The sequence below is a fragment of the Sorangium sp. So ce1335 genome, from assembly GCF_051521615.1.
Lineage (GTDB): Bacteria > Myxococcota_A > Polyangia > Polyangiales > Polyangiaceae > Sorangium.
Window position 1 is genome coordinate 8,788,070 of record NZ_CP150363.1, and the last position, 16,095, is coordinate 8,804,164.

10 protein-coding genes are annotated in these 16,095 nt (G+C 71.4%); 4 read left to right on the forward strand and 6 right to left on the reverse strand.

The features are described from left to right. Window positions 1-18: 18 nt before the first annotated feature. The 5 genes from WMF24_RS32495 to WMF24_RS32515 are packed head-to-tail and all read right to left on the reverse strand — an operon-like array spanning window position 19 to window position 9,865. A complete protein-coding gene (locus tag WMF24_RS32495) occupies window positions 19-2,460 on the reverse strand; it encodes a hypothetical protein (protein WP_437731311.1) in 2,442 nt (813 codons plus the stop codon). Beyond that, a complete protein-coding gene (locus WMF24_RS32500) occupies window positions 2,457-5,003 on the reverse strand; it encodes a type VI secretion system Vgr family protein (protein WP_437731312.1) in 2,547 nt (848 codons plus the stop codon). Before WMF24_RS32500 ends, WMF24_RS32495 begins: the two co-directional genes overlap by 4 nt. After that, window positions 5,000-5,512, reverse strand: a complete 513-nt coding sequence (locus tag WMF24_RS32505; RefSeq protein ID WP_437731313.1) for a hypothetical protein — start codon at window positions 5,510-5,512, stop codon at window positions 5,000-5,002. Before WMF24_RS32505 ends, WMF24_RS32500 begins: the two co-directional genes overlap by 4 nt. Beyond that, window positions 5,505-7,661 carry a type VI secretion system Vgr family protein gene (locus WMF24_RS32510; RefSeq protein WP_437731314.1) on the reverse strand — a complete coding sequence of 719 codons (2,157 nt, stop codon included), beginning with the start codon at window positions 7,659-7,661 and terminating at the stop codon, window positions 5,505-5,507. Before WMF24_RS32510 ends, WMF24_RS32505 begins: the two co-directional genes overlap by 8 nt. Further along, window positions 7,658-9,865 carry a type VI secretion system Vgr family protein gene (locus WMF24_RS32515; RefSeq protein WP_437731315.1) on the reverse strand — a complete coding sequence of 736 codons (2,208 nt, stop codon included), beginning with the start codon at window positions 9,863-9,865 and terminating at the stop codon, window positions 7,658-7,660. Before WMF24_RS32515 ends, WMF24_RS32510 begins: the two co-directional genes overlap by 4 nt. Window positions 9,866-10,215: 350 nt before the next feature. Here WMF24_RS32515 and WMF24_RS32520 point away from each other — a divergent pair, with 350 nt between their 5' ends. Together WMF24_RS32520 and WMF24_RS32525 are read left to right on the forward strand one after the other, a co-directional pair. Then, window positions 10,216-10,413, forward strand: coding sequence for a hypothetical protein (locus tag WMF24_RS32520; protein ID WP_437731316.1), 198 nt, complete (start codon window positions 10,216-10,218; stop codon window positions 10,411-10,413). 242 nt (window positions 10,414-10,655) lie between these two features. Further along, window positions 10,656-10,853 carry a hypothetical protein gene (locus WMF24_RS32525; RefSeq protein ID WP_437731317.1) on the forward strand — a complete coding sequence of 66 codons (198 nt, stop codon included), beginning with the start codon at window positions 10,656-10,658 and terminating at the stop codon, window positions 10,851-10,853. Between the two features lie 157 nt (window positions 10,854-11,010). Here WMF24_RS32525 and WMF24_RS32530 read toward each other — a convergent pair whose 3' ends face one another. Then, entirely contained in the window at window positions 11,011-11,733 is a 723-nt protein-coding gene (locus WMF24_RS32530) for an MBL fold metallo-hydrolase (RefSeq protein WP_437731318.1), read from the reverse strand. Between the two features lie 985 nt (window positions 11,734-12,718). On the opposite strand from WMF24_RS32530, the gene WMF24_RS32535 reads away from it, so the two are divergent. Together WMF24_RS32535 and WMF24_RS32540 are read left to right on the forward strand one after the other, a co-directional pair. Then, window positions 12,719-14,434 (forward strand): DUF1592 domain-containing protein, encoded by a 1,716-nt coding sequence (locus tag WMF24_RS32535; RefSeq protein ID WP_437731319.1) that lies wholly within the window; start codon window positions 12,719-12,721, stop codon window positions 14,432-14,434. Between the two features lie 73 nt (window positions 14,435-14,507). Next, window positions 14,508-16,085 carry a DUF1552 domain-containing protein gene (locus tag WMF24_RS32540; RefSeq protein ID WP_437731320.1) on the forward strand — a complete coding sequence of 526 codons (1,578 nt, stop codon included), beginning with the start codon at window positions 14,508-14,510 and terminating at the stop codon, window positions 16,083-16,085. The last annotated feature ends 10 nt before the right edge of the window (window positions 16,086-16,095 follow it).

Below are 16,095 nucleotides of genomic sequence, written 5' to 3' on the forward strand. Positions count from 1 at the left end.
CTGGGGCGCGCGCGGCGCTCAGCCCCGGCTCCGCGCGAGGGCAAGGAAGGTCGTGAGGTTCGCCTCGGCCCGCGCATGGGGGCCGCTCACGTCGACGAAGTCGGGCAGGTGGAGGCGGGCGCGCAGCTCGTCGAGGCGCTGCTCCAGGGCGAGGCGCGAGAGCTCGCCCGAGGCGCACTCGTCCGCCACCACCGCGGGCGAGAAGAGGCGGCCCCGCCGGTAACGCGCCCTCGGGTCGAGCGGCTGCGCCGCGAGCGCCTCCCGCCAGGCGCCCGCTTCCAGCGCCCGCGCAGCCGGGACGAGCGGGCCGAAGAGCGTGCGCAGCGCCTCCGCGGCATCGTCGGCGAGCTCCTCGGCGAGGTGCCGGATAAGCCAGTCGGAAGACGCGGGGCAGCCGAACCGCCCCACGGCGGAGAGGGACGCGCGTGTGGGCCGGTGCCGGCCCAGCAGGGCCTCGAGGCGCGGCCAGTCGGCGGGGCCGCCGGCGAGCACGAACAGCTCCGCCGCGCGCGGGCCGAGGCGCGCGCAGAGGGCGTCGTCGCGGTGGAGATCGGGCTCGCCCCCCACCGCGAGCACGCGCGCAGCCGACCAGGCCACCGCCGGGGCGGCGGTGCGGCAGCGATCCCAGAGCTGCTCCGTGAAGCGGGCGCGCTGCGCGACAGGCAGGCGCTCGCAGGCCCAGATCGCGGCGCGCACCACCGCGTCGTGGTCGTCGTCGAGCGCGACGCCGAGCGCGGCGAGCGGGATCTCGCCGCGGGAGGAGAGCAGCGTCACGCCGATGGCCCGGGCGATCGGGTGTGCCGACGCGGAGAGCGCGCGCGTGAGGTCCTCGATGCCGGGGCGATCCGCGTACGCGAGGGCCTCGGCGACCGTGATCGCGTGGTCCCCGGCGTCCTGCGGCAGGAGGTGCACGGCGCGGTGGATCGCGGCGAGGGCGTCGTCGCCCGCGAACGCCGCGAGCGCGAGCGCGGCCGCGGACGACCTCCAGGGGTCGTCGATCGAGCGCTCCCAGAAGGCGGCGAGCTCGATGACCGCGCGCGGGCCCGCAGCGACGATCGCGTCGATCTGGCGGAGCAGCCGCGCTTCGGTCGACGGGAGCCACGCGCGCGGGGCCTCGAGGCGATCGCGGGCGAGCGCGGCGGCGAGCTCCCCGCAGTGGGCCACGACGGACGCGTAGAAGTCGGGCAGCGCGAGCTCGATCACGCGCTCGGGGTCGAGCCGCACCGGCTCCGCGGGGGCGATCTCGCGTGGCAGCGCCGGGAGCAGCGGATCCACGTCGTTCGCCGCCGCCACGGGCGCCGCGGCCTCCGCCCCGGCGACGTCCTCGTCGCGCCACGCTTCGTCGTCTGTCTCTTCCTCGGGCTGATCCGGCGGCGGGACGAAGGGGTCGCGCTCCACGCGCCGCGCGGTCACCTCGACGGCGAGCGGCAGCAGCACCGGGGCTCCGGCCGCGGTCGTGCCTGCTGGCGGAGGAGGCGCGCAGCCGAGCGCGATGCCGCGGGTGCCGTCACGGGAGATGGCCCAGGCCACGAAGCACGAGGCGGCGTCGGGGGGCGCGGCGCCGTGGCGGAACGACGCGAAGGCATAGGCGAGGTTCATCGCGCCCGCCGCCGCGCCGAGCGCGCCGACCTCCGCCTCCAGGCAGGGGCCGAAGTAGCTCGAGGCGATGCGCTCGGCCGAGCGCGCCGCTGTCCATTCCCACTCGCGGCAGCGGAGCGCGTCGACGCGGCCCTGCCCGAAGACGGCCTGGATCGGCCTCGATGCGGGCAGGCCCTGAACGAGCGCGGTCATCGCCGCGGCGTCGACGGGCTCGTCGTCCTCGTCGGTCCCGCGCCCGGGCGCGCACCGGCTCGCGACGATCTCGCCGAGGACCGCGAGGCCGAAGCGCGAGGCTTGCTCCGGGGAGGCGAGGAGGACCGCGCCCGCGCCCTCGGACGGCGGCGGCGGCGCGAGCAGCCAGGGGCTCGGGGGCCGCGCCTGCCGTTCGGCGAGCGCGTCGAGGCCGGCGAAGGAGTCGACGCCGACGAGGAGCGCGGCCCCGATCGTGCGGCTCGCGAAGCGCTCTGCGATCTGCGCCAGCGCGGCGAAGGCGCCGGCCGCCCCCGTGAAGCGCTGCGCCGAGGGGGCGAGGCTCCGGGCCAGCCCGGCGAGCGCCTCCTCGGGCAGGCCAGGGCGTGGCGCGGGGGTCACGAGAAAGCGCGGGACCGCCGCGGCGGCGCCTCCGGGCAGCGCGGCGAGGGCCTCGGCGGCGGCGCTCCGGGCGAGGGCGAGGAGACGGTCCGCGTCGGCGTTCCGGGGCTTCATCCACGGGCAGTGGCGGGCGTCGATCCGGCGTCCGTCGGGGCCGATGAAGGGCGATGGCGAGGGCGGCGGCGCCCCGGCGCGCAGAAAGAAGACGTGATCACGCGCCGAGGCGCCAGCGGGCGAGATCAGACCAAGGCCGAGGACCGAGAGCGTCATCGGTGCGTGAGCGAGCCCGACTGGCTCGAGCTTCCGGTGATCGTGATGGAGGGGGATTTGATCTTCACGCCGCCCGGCGTGGCCGTGAGCTCGGAGGCGCCGCACCTGAAGGTGATCGGGCTGCCCGCGATCTGGAGGTTGCCCTGCACCTTGAGCGTGAGCGCGGTCTTCGCGGTGAGCGTGTACGTGCCCCCCGCGCTGACGCGGAGCGCGCCCGTCACGTCCGACCTCATGATCCCGGTGACGTTCCGGCCGACGACACCCGAGCTGTTGATGTTCAGCGAGCCGAGCCACTCGCCGAGGCCGCCGCCAACCCGCAGCCCCGCCCTCGCGGCCTTGCTCGTGTGGCTCCCGTTGATGAGGGTCGTCGCCGGGCCGGCGGTGACCCACGAGACAGGGCCCGGGGTCATCACCGCGTACGCCGCGCCGACCGCCTCGGTATACGAGGAGAGCGCGACGACGCTGCGGTGGCCAGGACCGGGCCCCGCAGGGCCGCCCTCGGCGCCGCCCGCGCCCGCGCCGCCCCCGCCGGGCGCCGCCGTGCCCTGATCGGGGCGGCCGTGATCCCAGGGCATCGGTCGCGACGAGCCCTTCACCGCCGCCATGATCGCCTCGCCTCCGGGCAGGAGCGCCATGGCGCTGCCCATCGCGCTGTCCTTGGCCGCGGTGAGCGCGCCATCCACGCCCCTGGCCTGGTATCCCTCATAGGCGGCGCGGGCGGCGCCGAGCGTGGCCGCCGCGATCTGCCCGGCGACGCCCTTCGTCCCGATCTTCGAGAGCACGGCGGAGACCGCGAGGTTCGCGGCGCCTTTCACGGGGTTGCCCACCTGCTCCGCCAGCATCCCGAGCACCACGTCCGTCTCGCTGCCGACCTGGCTCACGAAGTTGCCGCCCACGCTCTGGTACTGCGCCGCGCCCACCGTGACGCTGCGAGAGCCGTAGCTGCCCATGTAGCCGAGGTGCACCGAGATCGATTCGTTGCCGCCGATGTCGGCCTTCAGCGTCGCACCGATCTGGAGGTTCTCGTTCTTGAGCGTCTGCACCGTGTGATTGCGCGTGACCGCTGTGTCTTTGGCGAACGGCGCGTGGACGAGCAGGTGCTCGCGGCCCGCGGCATCGTCCATCTGGATCACCGTCCGCGAGCCCGCGCCGGGTGAGCTGTCGGTCGCGATCGAGGTCACCGTCTTGTTCGCGGGCAGGGCGAGCGGCGGCGGCTGCACCTGGTTATACGAGCGGCCGAGCACGACGGGGCGATCGGGATTGCCGTCCTCGAACATCACGAAGACCTCCCAGCCCACGCGCGGCACCACCATCCCTCCCGGCGCCTGCGGCTGCACCACCCGCACCGGGAGGCTGCTCCGATGGTCGGTCTCGCCGTGCAGATCCCAGTGGAAGCGGAGGTGGACGCGGCCAAGCGCGTCGGGGTGAATCTCCCGCCCGCGCTCGCCGGTGACCCAGGCCGACTGCACCCCGGGGATGCGCGGTGTCGGCGTGATCTTCGGGAGACGGAAGGGCACCCGCCGCGGGATCGCGTCCACGCTGGCCCGGAAGATACCCTCCCCGGCCTCCCAGCGGAGCTGGATCGCCGTCACGACGTGCTCGCCCGCGATCCGGACGACGCCATGGCCCTCCGATGGCTCGATGAGGCGGCAGCCGGCGCCGGGCGAGAGGACGAGCGCGTTCGTGTCGAACGAGACGCGCGCGGCGTCGGCGCGCAGCGACTCGAGCCGTATCCGCGCCCGCGCCTCGCCCTCCCCCGGGGAGGAGAAACCGCCGGGCGCCTCGTACACCTCGACCTCCTGCTCGGCCGCGATCCCGCCTGAAGCTCTGCCCTCGAGCGATAGCTGCGGCCGGTCGGGGTTGTAGTCGCGGAGGGTGACCTTGCCGACCGCGCGCCGGAGGCGCCGCGCCGCGTCCACCGCGACCGGCCGGGGCTCGTCCAGGGTGCTGCGGGGGACGAGCGAGATGCCGTCCGGGGTTGCGTCCTCCGCCGCGGTGGAGTCGTCCTCAAGGACGAAGATCTCGTCGTTGCCGTCGCCGTTCGGCTCGAAGCGGAAGTAGAGCCCGTGCTCTTCGCAGATGCGCCGGACGAAGGCGGCGTCGCTCTCCTGATACTGCACCACGAAGCGATGCTTGGGACACGAGGCGCGGAGGTTCTTGCGCACGGTCGTGTAGCCACCCCCGCGCACGACCTGCTCGACGATCTCCGGCGCCGTGAGCTCCTGGAAGGTACGCGCCCTCCGGGTGAGCGCGAGCAGGGCGAAGCGTGATGCGAGCGTCATGCGGTAGGCGCGGCGGTGCTCGTGATCGCTCGCGATCACGACGAAGCGGGTCACGACGCCGACGATCACCCGGGCCCCGCCCGGGGCGTCGAGGACGACCCGGCCCGCCTTGCGGAGCACGGCGCCGGGGGCGACAGGCGCGTCCTTCGGGCCGTGCAGATCGAGCTCCAGGACGGAGGCCTCGCCGAGCCGCTCCACGCCGCGGAGGCGCGCTGCGACGAGGTCGAAGGCGCCCTCCATCGTCAACGCGACGCCGCTCACGGCAGCTCCACCCGCGCCGAGAAGATCCGCACGAGCGCCGCCATGTCGATCACCAGCCGGTCGCCCTCGAGCCGCACCGCGCCGCCGGGCTCGATCCGGAGGCTCGACCCGGGCACCTCGAGCTCCAGCGTCTCTCGGGCGCGCACCCGGACGTGACGACCCTCGAGCGCGAGCGTGCCGTGCGCGTCCGGCGCCGGAGCCGAGGCGGTCTGCAGCGCGCCCAGGATGGCGACGCTGGCGCCCCCGACACCGCCGTGCGCGTCCGCGAACACCACGGTGCGGCCCTCGCGCATGCACTCGTCGATGAACGCGGGCGAGACGCCGGGATCGAGCGCCGCGAGGAGCCGACGGCCGCCGCTCGTGCGCACCTGGTACGTGGGGCGCGGCTCGCCGTTGCCGCGCGCGACGGCCATCTCCACCACGCCGGGGTGGAGCCCCGGGCCGAGGGGCGCTGCCCTGCCCCGGGCGGGGCGGGCGGCCGACTGCTGGACCGTGCGCGATCTAGCCATAGTAGTGAATCCCTTCCTCCACGCTCGACGTCGAGCTGTCGTAGTCGCCGGATACGGTGATCGACGCGGGCGTCATGGTGACCGTCACCCCCTGCGCCTTGATCGTGAGCTTCGCGATCGCCTGGATCGCGACCTCGGAGCCGGTGATGCTGGCGGCGCCCTTCGACGCGTAGGTGACTTTGCCGAAGCTCTCCGCGACGTTGCCCGCCGCCGTGGCGCTGCGCGAGGCGTAGCTCTCAGCGTAGAGCCCCCGCACGGTGAGGCCATACGAGCCCGTGGCGATGGTCTGCGCGCCCGAGACCTTGATCACGGCCGCGCCGGCGACGCCCACCGACTCCGACAGACCCCCGGTCGTGTTCACCGGGCCGCCGACGAGCAGCGTCGATATCCCGTTGGTGAAGACGCTCTGGTGCTCGATGCCTATCTCTTGCTTGGCTCCGCCCACCACCCGGACGAACGTCGGCGTCCTCGTGATGTAGTCGCCCCCCGCGCGGATGACCCGGGCGGCGCCCACCGCGACCGTCTCGGAGGCCGCGTGGAGCCCGAAGTTCGAGTCGACGGTTACCTTGCGAAGGCCGCCGACCTTCATCGACTGCTCGCCGTCGACCTTCTCGACGACCCGCTCCTTGACGACGACCTTCCGCTCGCCGGCGATGGTGTGCGTGTAGTTCGCGGCGATCTCGACGACCTTGTCGTTCTCGGTCTGCTCCTTGTAGTCGCCCGAGGCCTGGATCGCGAAGCCCTCCTGCCCGGCGGCGTCGCTGATCCGGAGGCCATTGCCGCCCGAGCCGCCCGGCGTGGTCGCCGTGCCGAAGTGGGTCTCGACCTGCTTCGCGGGCAGCGAGGCGGGCGGCGCCTGGACGGCGTTGTACATCCGGCCGAGGATCACCGGGATCTCTCCGCCCTGATCGCCGAACCCGACGAGCTGCTCCCAGCCGACTCGGGGGTTGAAAATCGCCCCCGAGAGCTGGGGCTGAGCGACGCGGGCGAACCCGGAGCTCCGGGCGTCGGGGCTGCCGTGACGATCCCAGCGGAGCAGGAGCCGGGTGCGGCCGTGCTCGTCGAGGGCGATCTCCTCGCCCGGCGAGCCGGTGACCACCGCGGTGCCGGCGCCGCCGCGGGGGGCGGCCGCGGCGCGCGCCGGCCGGAAGCCGCTGCGCGCGGGGACGGCCCGGAAGCGCGCGAGGTAGAGGAGCTCCGCCGGACCGCCCTGCGCCTTCGCCTCATGCACGACCGAGAGCAGGAGCCAGCGCGCCTCCCCGAGCTCCTCGGGCGCGCTCGTCACCTCGAAGACGCCGCCGGCACGGAGCTCCGGCTCGGTGGCCTCGCCCTCGAGGGCGGTCGCCTCGGCGTCCCGCTCGGCGCGGCGGATCGCGGCGAGCTCGCCTCCGGCGTCCGGATCGCGGAAGCCACCCGGGTACTCGTGCCACTCGAGCGCGCCGTCACCCGAGGCGCCGCTCAGATCGAGCATCGGCCGCGTGAAATCGTAGTCCTTGAGCGCGATCTTCTCGACCGTCACCCGCCTCCGGAGCCGCGCGGCATGCACGGCCCGCCCGAGCAGGAGGCCCGCCTCGTCGCGCCACGGGATCGCGACGCCCGTGTCGACGAAGGTCTCGGGCGCGTCGGCGACGTGGAGGAGCGTGGGATCCTCGTCGTCGGGGAACCAGCTCATCCCCTCGTCGGCGAGGAGGCGGGCGCAGAAGGCGAGATCGCTCTCGAACACCTGGGCGCAGTGGGGTCGCTTCGCCGCCGCGCGGCGGGCGCGAAGATCGAGGCGGACCCCGTGCTCGCCGAGGACCCGCGCCGCGATCTCGGTGGCGCTCTCGTCCACGAAGACCCGGTAGTCGCGCGTGTCGTCGAGTCGCGCCACGGGCGAGGCGAGGGTCAGGCGCGCGTGGCCGGCGCGCTCCTCGACGGCCTCGACCGCGAGCTCGAAGCGCCGCGCGACGCCGTGGAAGTGAAGGGAGAGGGTCGCGGCGCGGCCGATCACATCGAGCGACGTGAGCTCGGAGGGCTCGCCGCCGACGAAGGCGATGCAGTGCGCATGGGCCACCGTCGGGGCGCCCACGCGCTCCTCGATCTCGCACGAATGAACGCGCACCTCGGCGCTCACGCCGGGGATCTCAAGGACAATGCTCCGGTCGCTCAACCGCCCACCTTCCCTCCGCTGGATCGCGTGGTCGTGCCGCCGCTCACCTCGGTCATGCTCCCGGCCGTCTTGAGCTTGCCGCCGCCCAGCTTCAGCGTGCCCGCCTCGATGCTCCCGGTGACGTCGATCGTCACCATGGGCGCGCTGATCGAGACCTTCCCGCCGGCATGGATCGCCACGGTCCCGGCCGTGATCGAGCCGCTCGACGCGTTGACGCCGGCGTTGCCCGCGGCCCGCTCGTTCACCGCGCCCACCTTGCTCCGCTTACCGCCGAGGACCGACTCGGCATATCCGCCGCAGGTGATCGTCCGCGAGCCACGGCAAACATACGTGCGCGCCGCCGCCACCGACTCGGTGACGCCGAGGCCGCCCGTGAGCGACGTGGTCCCGAGCACCACGCGGGTGCAGGCGCCGGTCGTGTGGATGTTCGATTGGTTGCAGAGCAGCGTATGCTGGGCGCCGATCACCTCGACGCACGCGCTGTCGGCCAGCACGGCGCGGTTGCCGGTAACATTGACCAGCTCCGCCCCGCCGATGAGCTCCCGGTTCGACCCCTCGACGGAGAGGAGCATCTCCTGCCCCACGTCGACCGTCTGCATCGCCGCGATTCCGGCGAAGTGGCTGCCGAGCACCTCGCTCGTGAGCGACAAGCCGACGAGGTGCTCTTCGTCTCCGTCGACCTGGGTCGTCGCCGAGTCGCCGACCTTGACCGAGAAGTCCCTCGAGGCGTGGATGAAGAACTCCTGTCGTCCTGCATCGTCGACCATCTTGATCTCCTGGGTCATCCCGCTCTTCGGCGTGCTCCAGGACTGGAACGAGGTCGTCGCCGACGCCGCCGGGAGCGGGTATGGCGCGACGGCGGTCGCGTTGTAGACGCGGCCGAGGACGAACGGTCGATCGGGCGAGCCGTCGAGGTATCCGACCGTGACCTCCCAGCCAACGCGGGGAAGGAACATCGAAGCGCCGAGCGGAATCTGGAGGCAGCGGGTCCAGTGCGAGGAGCGATCGTCCTGGATGCCGGCGCGATCCCAGAGAAAGCGCAGCTTGACCCGGCCGAGATCATCGACATGGATCTCCTCGCCGGGAGGGCCGGTGATCACCGCGCTGTCGAGGTGCTCCACCGCGGGCGCCGGGCGGAGCGCGGGTCGATAGGGTGGGTGCTCGCCGCTGTCCGACGACCTCGTAGGCCTGAGCGTGATCCGGTTGCCGTAAGGCACTGCCCGGCCGCCGTCCGGGAGCGGCCGTGCGAAGCGATGTGAGACCTCGGTGATGAGCATTCGCTGGTCGAAGAGCTCCACCTCCGCGCCCACGATCTCGACGATGCGCCCCGGCTTGAGGCGCGCGCAGTCGCTCTCCCCGGTCACGGTGACCCTGTCCCGCTGGAGCTGCTCGAGGCGCCGCTCCGCCCGCGCCTTCGCGGCCTCGAGCGTGGTGACGCCGGCCGGATACTCGAGCCAGCCGAGCTCCCCCCCGCCGGCGTGGCCGTCGACGTAGACGCCCGGGTGCTGAACGTCGAAGTCCCGCACGGTGACCCGATCGGTCACAACCCGCTCCTCCCACTCGAGCGAGAAGAGCGCGCGCGAGCTGAGCTCTGTACCGGTGGGCCCGGCGTAGGGGAGGGTCGCGCCGCCCTCGATTCCGTCGTGTGATGCCGTGCCATCGCCGAAGAGGATGCGGTGCTCGCCCTCGGCCGTGGTCTCGAACCAGTACGAGATTCCCTCGTCGGCGAGGAGGCGCTCGATGTACGCCCACTCCGCCTCGGCGTACTGGACGCACTGGGGTCGCAGCGGGTAGGCGCCCGCGAGCCGGGGCTCGATGGCCGCCGCGGGGATGCCAGCGCCCGTCAGCACCTCGGTGACGATCTGCTCGGCGGTCTTCTCGAGGAAGACGCGGTACCCGCCGCGCTGGGTGAGGAGCCACGGAGGATCCGAGAGGCGGAGCGCGCAGACGCGGTCCCGGCCGTGGCGGAGATCGAAGCTCGCCTCGATGACGAGCAAGCGGGCGAGCCGCGCCGTACCCTCGGCCGGATCGACGATCGCCAGCGTGGCCGGGGCGCGGAGCAACGCTGCGAGATCCACCTCTCCGGGGATGGCGACGACCACCTCCCAGGACGAGAGCGCATCCATCGCCTCCCGCCCGAGGAGCTCCAGCACGATGCAGTCTCCGAGCGGCTCGCAGGCGAGCCGGACGTCGATGTCGTTCACGACGCGCGGCTCCGGCGCGCCCGGGCTGCGTGAGAATTGCGGCCGTGGTCTTCCTGGGAGCGGCGCCTGTGCGCGAGCATCGTGAACCCCTTCCCGGTCTGCCTGGCCCGGGCGGCCAGTGTATGCGGTAACGCGAACCTGCGCAGCATCTGCAGCTGGGCCCGCTCCCCCTCCGCTCGCCAGCCTGCCGGACGCTTCCGCGCGCCGGCATCCTCCGGCCCGCGGCAGGCACGCGGGCGACAGCCGACCCCCCTGCTCGTCGAAGGCGGCCCGTGCCCGTCCACAAGACCGCCTTCCTGCACTTCGACGCAAACCGTTAGTCGGCGCCGTCGCTCCACCACGGCAAGACAGTGATGCTCGTCGCCAACGACACGACCGTGCGGCTGTTGGACGGCGGCATGGAGGTCGCGCGGCGCGTGCGCTGCTTCCTCGACATCGATGTCGACGCGTGGCGGCAGGGGGAGTTGCTGGCCATGAGCGAGGCGCGCCCGAAGCCGGGGGCAGAGGCCGGCGAGCCGCCTGCGCCGGCGGCAGCGACGATGCGCTGACGCGGGCGACGCAGGCTCGGACGTCCGCGGCGCCCGGGGTCGGACTTCCGCGGGCGCCGCGGTCGCTCTTCTGCGGACGCGAGGGTCACATCTGGGCGAAGCTTCGTGGTCAGATGCCTGCGGCTATCCGATACCATCTACTGCACCCCCGGTCACCTGGGGACGCTCTCGTCAGCTTGAGCCAGGCGCGAACCCGCCGCTTGGCCTCACGGCCAGACCGCGACGTCTGGTATGCTCGTAATATGAGCTCCCACCGCCGCGCCCGCTCCGCCGCCGAGATCCTCCGCTCCGTCCCGCCGCGCGACCGTGTCGTGATGCTCCGGTTTGGCATCGATCTGGACGACCCTGCGCACGCGGCGCTCTTCGTCTCGGGTGTCCGCGCCGCGGACGACGCCATCGCGGCGCAGGAGCGCTGGGAGCGGGAGAATGGGTTACGTTGAGGTGGAATCCCGCACGAAGACATCGTCGCCAAGGTAAGAGCGCGCCGGCCTCGATGAGGAGGCCGGCTCCCCTTCCCCGCTCCACGGGCCGCGCCCACGCCTCAGAGAGAGAGGGGCCACGCCCGCCACCCGACCCTTCCCAGGTAACGAGCGCCGCTCACGCCGCGCCGGCGAGCGCGCGCGCGAGCCTGCCCAGGAGGGCGGCGCCGTCCCCCTCGTACGCCCGGCCGTGCATGCAGGCGAGCAGCCGGGGAGACGTGGCCGCAAGCTTCTCGAGGAGCCCGGGCGCGTCCCGGCCGTGCGCGTAGTAATCCATCGCCCGGCGCATGGCCTCGCTCGGCTCGAGGATGTCGTCGCGCGTGAGCGCCGGGTGGACGGCCCCGGGCTGCGTGAGGAGGTCGCCGCAGAGCAGCGTGGCGGTCGACTCCTCGAACAGATAGCCACACTCCCAGCCGTGCGGCAGGTGGGGCGCGTCGAGCCAGCGCACCCGGCGCCGGCCCAGCTCGAGGACCTCGCCGTCCCTGAGCGCCCGCGGCGCGCGGTCGAACAGGTCCCCGTCGACCATCGCGGCGATCCGCCCGCACACCGGCGCCGCCTGCGGGGCGGCGGCGAGCAGCTCGTTCATGGAGCCGCACTCGTCCGACTCGCAATGGGAGAACGCCACGTAGCGGAGCCGCTCGACCGGCATCACCCGCGCGATCGCCGCGCGCACCGTCGGGAAGAGGCGGCGCGGGCCGGTGTGGAAGAGCAGCGGCGCGTCGTCGACCAGGAGATACTGGTTGAACGAGAACCCAGCTTTGCCCTCCCCCACCGGGGTGTGGAGCTGGTAGACGCCATCGGCCACCTCGGTGACTCGAGCCTCCTCTGATGAATCGGTCATCTGCTCCTCCTCTCCAGCCGTACTCGACGTCGCTCTGCGCCCCGCCGCCAGGCCTCGCGGCGCGGGCGGCTCCTCGCGCATCGTCGCACGGATTCAGCGCCCACCGCCACGGTCGCTCGACGAGCCCGCGACGCGCGGGGGTCACGTTCAGCGCCTGTCCCCGACGCCGAGCAGCACGTCTTGATTCGCCGTATCGAGGGTCGCCGCGTTGACGCCGCCGCAGCGCGTCGTGCAGACGAGTCGAGGCCAGCGTGACATGGCTGCACATTTCCGGGTGCACTGATTTCGCGAGAGAAGTCCGTTCGCGCCAGATGCGCCGGCCCTTTGAGGCCCAACGAGCCCGTCGGTCGCTCCTCCTGCAGTGGCCGGCTGCTCGATACCGGCGCTCCGTCCTGTTGACGCTGTCCGGCATCCCCGTGTCTCTCGGGCCCGACGTTTTCGTTTGATATGACTCGCGGATGGAGTTCTAGATCGAAGGTGGCTCGCCGGCGTGCGGCCGACGCGCGCCTGACCCACGGCGCACGGCGCGCTGCGCGTGTTCCACGAGACGCCCTGATTCAGAGCGCGGGCCACGCCTCCATGCAGTGGACGGCCGCTGGGCTCACCGGCTGCCCGCTGCGCCGGCAGATCGCCGGATCTCTCGGAGCGCAGCCGCGCGAGCTGGCGAGCGGCCGCTCGCTCGCGACGACAGGACGAGCCATCGCAAACCCGAAGTCCGCGGCGCCATCGTGAGCCAGCGCCCCGTGCGCGCCGCCGCCTCGCTCGGTGGGGGCACGGCCTCCGAAGCTCGAAGCGGGTATCGGCGCGCCGCTCGTACGACGGCGCTTCACTATGACGTCTCCGAAGGAAGCGCTCGGCGTCACGCCGGTGATTAGGAAGTGGTCGGCGTCACGCCGGTGATCCGCCGACGGCAAGCATCGGGCTCCTCCACGGCTTTCGATCCGCACCGGTGATCACTTCGAAACGGACCGGGAATAGGAGGCGCATGCGGATGCGAACGTTAAGACACCTCTCGTACATCGGTACGACAATTTTTCTCACCTCAACACCCTTCTTCGCGGGCTGCACCGGCAGCATCGCGGACGGTGTCGACGACGACGGGGAGACCCCCGGCGGCGGCGCCGGCGGCGACGACTCGGGGGGGCCGACACTACCGCCGCCGGACACCTGCGTCCCCGGCATTCCGGCGACGACCCAGATCCCCCGCATGCTGAACCGGCAGTACGACAACACGGTGCGGGACCTCCTCGGCGTCACCGGCGTTGGTGCCGACAGGAAGCTGCCGTCTGAGTTGCTCGTCGACGACTTCGATGGCCCCATGACCCCTCCCGCGTGGGGCATCTATCAAGATGTCGCCGCGCAGATCGCCAAAGACGTGATGGCTGGGCCGAACAAGTCCAAGTTCATCAGCTGTGACCCTGCGGCGAGCGGTTGCCTGGAGCAGACCATCAAGACCTTCGGCCGCAAGGCGTTCCGTCGCCCGCTGACCGATGAGGAGGTGGCGCGCTTCCTGAAGCTGGGCCAGACGACGCCGGCAGGGACGCCCGAGGAGGTCGCCGAGACGACGCTGCTCGCCTTCCTCGTGTCGCCCTCGTTCCTCATGCTCCCCGAGCTGACGACCACCCCGGATCCGTCGGGCAGGGGCATCAAGCTCTCCAGCCACGAGGCGGCGACGAGGCTCTCGTATTTGCTCTGGGGCTCCGCTCCGGACGACATCCTGAACGCGGCGGCCGACGGCGACCAGCTCCAGACCAAGGAGCAGATCCTGGAGCAGGCGCAGCGGATGATCGCCGTGCGCGAGAAGACCGGTCCGCTCGTGACGGCGTTCCACCGCAACTGGGCGCAGATGGACAACGGGAGCGCGCACTGGTGGAAGGGCGATCACGACACCGAGACGTATCCGCTCTACTCCGCGGCCGCGAAGCCGAGCTGGCAGGCCGAGCTCAACGCCTTTTTCGAAGAGGTGGCGTTCGGGGGCGGCTCGTTCGAGGACCTCCTCCTCAGCAACGTCGCCTTCGTCAACAAGGACAACGCGGCGATCTACGGGCTCGATCCCGCGATGTACGGCACCGAGCTGACCAAGGTGGAGCTCGACTCGAACGAGCGGCCTGGCTTCTTGACCCGCGTCGGGTTCTTGAGCTCCTACTCGGGCTACAACGCGACGAGCCCGATCCTCCGAGGCGCGTTCATCACGACGTACATGCTCGGCGTCAACCCGGGTCCGCCCCTCCCCGGCGCCACCATGCTGACCGTCGACGGCGAGTTCGAGACGCAGCGCGCGTACGTCGAGGAGCTGACCAAGCCGGAGAGCTGCAAGGGCTGCCACTCGGTCATCAACCCGCCGGGCTTCGTGATGGAGGGCTTCGACGGCATCGGGAAGGTGCAAACGACCGATCCTCGCGGCGGCGCGATCGACGCGAGCGTCACGACCAACACGATCGACTTCGGCGACGGCAAGGTGAAGGAGATCACCTCTCCGTTGCAGCTCATGCAGGAGATCGCTCAGACGCAGAAGGCCAAGCAGCTTTACGCTCAGGCGTGGATCTCGTATGCTTATGGCCGGGACCCGAACGGGAACGACAAGTGCCTCGTCGACCAGCTCGACATGAAGCTGTCGCAGGGCGGCTACACCGTTCTCGATCTGATGGCCGATCTCACTCAATCGGACTCGTTCAACGTGCGAGTCCGCGAAACGCAGTAGAAGCTGAGGAATGTCGAACATGAACACGAAACTGAACCGAAGAATCTTCCTTCGTGGCATGGGCGGAGCAGTCTTGGCTGCGCCGTTTCTCAGCTCCGTGTGGGAACGCAGCGCGAGGGGCGACACCCCCGCGTCGGGCAAGTCGCTCATCGTGATGTTCACGCACTACGGGTGCATCACGAACAAGTGGTTCCCCACGAAGACCCAGGGCGAGCTCACGGCCGCGGACCTCGAGCCGACGAGCCTCGCGCCCCTCGCCCCCTACGCGAAGAAGCTCCTCATGCCGCGCGGCATCCGCTCCATGAACGAGTGGACCGCCAACATGTCGCGTGGACAGGGGAACGACTCCCACACGCAGATCGTGGGGTCGTTCTTCACCTGCCAGCCGGTCACGCCGAACAGCAACGACCCGTTCAGCTTCAACCAGGCGACGAAGTTCAACGCAAAGGCCGTCGGCCCGTCGCTGGATCACGTCATGGCCCAGCAGCTCAGCCCGCAAGGCACTCCGCTGCTCTTGAACACGGCTGGTCAGCGGGACAGCGCTCAGTCGGCGATCTCCTACTCCGCCGCCGAGACGATGTTCAGCGGCCTCAACGCGTCGCAGGCCTTCAGCGGCCTCACGGGCCTCTTCCAGGCGGGGGAGCCGATGTCTCCGGACACCTACGCGGCGATCCGCGGCAAGAGCGTCCTCGACCTCGTGAAGGATGATCTGCAGACGCTCGAGCGGTTCGACATGAGCAGCGCCGACAGGCGGAAGCTCGCGGCCTGGAAGGAGCTCCTCAACTCGACGGGGAACGTGATGGTCTCCGCGCAGTGCAACGAGGAGCTCGGCGCGATGCTCGGCGCGACGGCAGACAACGTCTCCAAGGCGGGTGGAGGCGGCTTTGGCAGGGACGTCCTCACGACCAAGGTCGCCGGCGATCTGGACGGAGCGGACATCTATTCGGCCATCGCAGCCCTCGCGGCCGCCTGCAACGCCAACCCCGTGATCTTCCTGAAGTACCCGGGGAATTACAACTTCAGCGGGCTCGACATCACCATGGAGTCGCACTCCCTGTCGCACCGCCTCGACAACGCAGGCATGAGCGGCAACTGCCTACCCAACGCGATCGAGATGCTCCTGAAGGTCGACGCGTATTACGCGCAGAAGTTCGCGAAGCTCGTCGGCATGCTCGACAGCATCCCCCAGGGGAATGGGTCGACGGTCCTCGACAGCAGCGCGGTCATCTGGTTCAACGAGATGTCGGACGGCAACGCGCACAACCTCAACAACGCGCCGATCATCCAGGCGGGCAGCGCCGGCGGTTACTTCAAGACCGGTCAGATCATCAACGTCGACCCCGGGTCGACCCCGACCAACGGCAACAGCATGTCGCAGTGCGCCAATGGCACCGGCATGGTCAACGGTGTCAATCAGGCCACCGGGACCGATCCGAAGGTTGGCAACGCGCCGATCAACAAGTACTTCGTCAACATCATGAACGCCATGGGCGTGAAGGCGGGTCCGGATGGCTTCCCTGCGAAGGGCGGCAGCGCGGAAGTGACCCACTTCGGCTATTCCGACAAGACGGAAGAATTCATCGGTGGCAAGGGCGCGGTCGCCGGCGCCAAGATCCACAACCCGGGCGGGTTCACGGAGCTCAAGGCCTGAGCAACCTCGG